Genomic DNA, 3,523 nt, shown 5'->3' with positions numbered 1-3,523 from the left:
CGAGCCGTCCAAGCATCCGAAAAGCCTGACTCAACCTGAGGGCGGGTATCGACCGCGCCGGCGGCATGCATGCCGCTGGGCCCCCTGCCCTGCTGATGGAACTGCGCGAAGCCCATCACGCCACCCGCGAACGGTAGGCGAACGTCATGCGCGGTTTAGTGGGTGATGCGCGGTAGCGGGCTCCCGCTACCACGTGTCTCCCACTATCCAGGGGGGCGGACACCTGATGATCCCGGATCAGCTCGTCCGGTCGTCCTCGCACTTCCACATCGAAGCCGGCTCTCGGCCCGTCCGGATGGATGGTCATGCTCTCGATCAGGGAGCGTAGATCGGCGTCCGCTCCGCACCCCCGGCCTGAGAACCATCACGGCGCGCAAATCACATGGCTGCGCGGGAACGATCGGGACCGGGAGGCCGACGCGCCCGAGACGACGGCCCCCGATGCCGCCCCGTGGCCGTTTCCGTGGTCTGGGTGGGGGAGCGTGATCTCGGCGGCCGGCGCGGCGCTCCTCGACATGATGGCGGGGCGCTGAACCATCACCGATCGCAGCCAAATGATCAGGCTGATGCTGGGCGGCCAAGCCATGGCGCAACAATCGACGCAATACGCTCGTAAAGCTTGGCTTCTAAACCCCTCTTCATAGGACGGCCTGAACGGCCGCGAGGGGAACCGACAATGACCGACATCATCGCCCGGCTGCTGATCACCGTCAGCGTCATGAGCGCCATCGCGTGCGCACCGATGCTCTCGCCCGCCGTGGCGACCAGCCTCCTCGCGCAGGCCAAGTGACGGAGGCGGTCATGAACCGCATCGTCCTGTCGATCGTGAGCGATCTCGCCTGCGCAACCGTCATCCCGCTCGTCGCGATGACTGTGGCCTGAAAGACAAGCCCCCTATTCCCTCGCTGCTAGGAGACATTCAGATGAGCACAGTGAAGATTGCTTCCGTCGCCCTAGCCCTCTGCATGACGCCTGCTCTGAGCTTCGCACAGCAGTCTGTCGGCCAGGAAAACCTCAAGCGCTACTGCACCGGAGATTACCTGGAGCATTGCAGCGAATTTGCGCCAGGAGGTCCAGAGGTCCAGGCCTGCTTCCGCGAGAAGGCCAAGCTCCTGTCGCCCAATTGCTCGACCGCGATCGTGGCGTATCAGCAGGAGCAGGGTGGCTCGGCCGGGATCAGAAAGGTCAGCGCAGCGCGCTGATGGCAAATATCGATAGATTGACCTGTTCGAGCCGTGAAGCCTAGAGGCTATTCGACATGACGACGCGCGCGACCATCATCAAGATTGCTGCTCCGGTCCTCCTCGCTGCGTGTTGGGCCGGCCCGGCATGGGCCGAACCAGCCGCGCTGGGTGGTCCGAAGATGCTCGTGTACGGCAATTACTGCGGCCTGGGCAATAATGCGCCCTTGCAGCCCATCGACGTCCTCGATGCCGCCTGCGCCCGTCACGACGAATGCACGCCGGACAACGACCTCCCGACCAAGGCGTGCAACCTGCGGCTCGAACGGGAGGCACAGGCCATAGCGAACGATCCACACCAGCCCGGCGACCTGCGCACAATGGCGGGCTTCGTTGCCGCCTTTGCCTCGGGCCATCAGTCGAAGGTGATCCCGGACATGGTTGCAGTGAGCGTGAAGGCCACCACGCCACGGACCACGTTCACGACACTCCGGTGACGCCTTGGGTCTGCAGCCAGATTATCTCACCTGCTCCCATCGGCCCCGTTGCGTGGCCGCGACAGGGCGTCTCCTGCTCTACCGAGCGGGCTCGTGACGGCGTCAGTAGGCGGCCGCATCTGGCGTGGCGACGTTCACGGTCTGCGGCTCGCGGGTCTTGCCGGAAGGCATGCAGGTCTCCTGCATCGCCAATGCGGAAGCCGCCGGGCGGTTCACTCCAGGAGCCGGTTTTCAGAGAGACCGCCTGCGGCTCATGAGGCGATCAGCGTGGGTTCAGGCAACGGCGACCGCGTCAGGCTCCGGACGGCCCGTGGAGGCCGGCCAGCCTTCTGCGCAATCTCCGCCTCGTTCTGCTCGATGCGTTGACGGGCCGGCTCGTCGCTGTCGAGACCACTGAGGATTTCCATCGGCCCCCGCCGGTTCGCGGCGCGGCTGCCATCATCGAGGACGATGTCGAACAGGACGGAGCCGCGCTCCTGAGGTTCGAGCCTGAAGCGCTTGGACATGCCGGCCTGATACGCACGTCATGCGGAGCCGGCCAGATTGGCGCCAGGTCGCAACGGCTTCTGCTGTCCTGATCGCGTCGAGCGACATGCGCGCAGCCAACGTCCGCACCACGTCAGGCGGAGCCCGGCCGAAGCCTCCATTGGTTTCGGCGCATTCGTGTCACAGCGGCGAGACTATTGGCAGTCTGTTTGAAGAGGCTGCGACAATGTGGACACAGAATTTTTCTAGAAAATTTATTCGCACAATTTGGTGCGATATTGGACGCTTCGTTTTTGTAGAAATCTTCTAATCGATCTATGTGTATAAGACTATTATCGTCCGCCGACTTTCAGGGCGCGGACGGCTAGGAGATGCGCGTGCTCTTGCCCCTCGTGGAACTAGAGTCATGCCTCCGCTCGAACATGCGTCTGTCCGCAATCGTCTGCTCGCGACTCTGTCACCGGACGATTTCGACCGCTTGCAGCCCGGTTTGATGGCGATCGTATTGGACATGCGGGAGATGCTGATCTCCGCCCAACGGGCGATCGAACACGTCTACTTCGTCGAGACGGGCGTGGTGTCCATCATTGCCGACCAGTCTGATGGCCGCATCGAGATCGGCTTGATCGGCCCGGAGGGCGTGGTCGGCACACCCATCCTCCTCGGCGCGGATCGCAGCCCGCACAGTGCGATGGTGCAAGCCGAGGGTACGGCGTTGCGCCTGCCTGCGAGCGCTCTTCGTGCTGCGATGGACGCCAGCCCATCCCTTCGCGAGATCCTCGGCCGTTACGTCCAGACCATGATGGTCCAGATCGGGCAGACGGCCTATGCGAACGCGGACCTGACCATCGAGGGACGCCTCGCGCGTTGGATCCTGATGACGCAGGATCGCCTCGAACAGGACGAACTGCCTCTGACGCACGAGTTCCTGTCGATCATGCTCGGGGTGCGCCGCCCCGGCGTCACGACGGCGATACACGGGCTGGAAGGGTTCGGTATGATCCGGGCCCGGCGCGGACAGATCACGGTCCTCGATCGTGAGAAGCTCCTGGATCTGGCCGGCGACGCCTATGGCAGCGCAGAAGCGGAGTATCGACGGCTGATCCTGGGGGCGCCGGACTACCGCGCCACGTCCTCAGCATCCGGCGCCGCGCCGTCCTGATCCGTGCCGAAGAGGGTGATGCCCTACCCGACCGCGACACCTCTCGCTCTTGCCAGTCGGCTTCGTCCCGCTCAGCGTGACGCCGTCCACCTCGCCTCTTTGGTATGATAGCGCACGGCAACAAGCCGCTGGCGGATGTGGTTGAGACCGCATGCCGCTGTTCTTCCTTCATATCCGCGATGGTGAACCGCTCCGGG

Annotated in this window: 4 protein-coding genes; 3 read left to right on the top strand and 1 reads right to left on the bottom strand. The window is 64.0% G+C overall.

Translation table 11 applies throughout. From position 1 onward, the window contains the following. Window positions 1-923: 923 nt before the first annotated feature. Both COGEMETH_RS22030 and COGEMETH_RS22025 read left to right on the top strand, forming a co-directional pair. Window positions 924-1,202 (top strand): hypothetical protein, encoded by a 279-nt coding sequence (locus COGEMETH_RS22030; protein WP_238184827.1) that lies wholly within the window; start codon window positions 924-926, stop codon window positions 1,200-1,202. Between the two features lie 56 nt (window positions 1,203-1,258). Next, window positions 1,259-1,678 (top strand): phospholipase A2 family protein, encoded by a 420-nt coding sequence (locus tag COGEMETH_RS22025; protein ID WP_238184826.1) that lies wholly within the window; start codon window positions 1,259-1,261, stop codon window positions 1,676-1,678. A gap of 251 nt (window positions 1,679-1,929) precedes the next feature. On the opposite strand, the gene COGEMETH_RS22020 is transcribed toward COGEMETH_RS22025, so the two are convergent. Beyond that, window positions 1,930-2,184 (bottom strand): hypothetical protein, encoded by a 255-nt coding sequence (locus tag COGEMETH_RS22020; protein ID WP_238184825.1) that lies wholly within the window; start codon window positions 2,182-2,184, stop codon window positions 1,930-1,932. A 386-nt stretch (window positions 2,185-2,570) separates the two neighbouring features. Between COGEMETH_RS22020 and COGEMETH_RS22015 the strand changes: the two genes are divergently transcribed. Then, the gene (locus COGEMETH_RS22015) at window positions 2,571-3,326 is read left to right on the top strand and encodes a Crp/Fnr family transcriptional regulator (RefSeq protein WP_238184824.1); all 756 of its coding nucleotides are present in this window, start codon (window positions 2,571-2,573) and stop codon (window positions 3,324-3,326) included. Window positions 3,327-3,523 lie beyond the last annotated feature (197 nt).

The sequence above is a fragment of the Methylobacterium trifolii genome (assembly GCF_022179685.1).
GTDB lineage: Bacteria > Pseudomonadota > Alphaproteobacteria > Rhizobiales > Beijerinckiaceae > Methylobacterium > Methylobacterium trifolii.
This window is presented reverse-complemented; position numbering and strand designations above follow the sequence as displayed.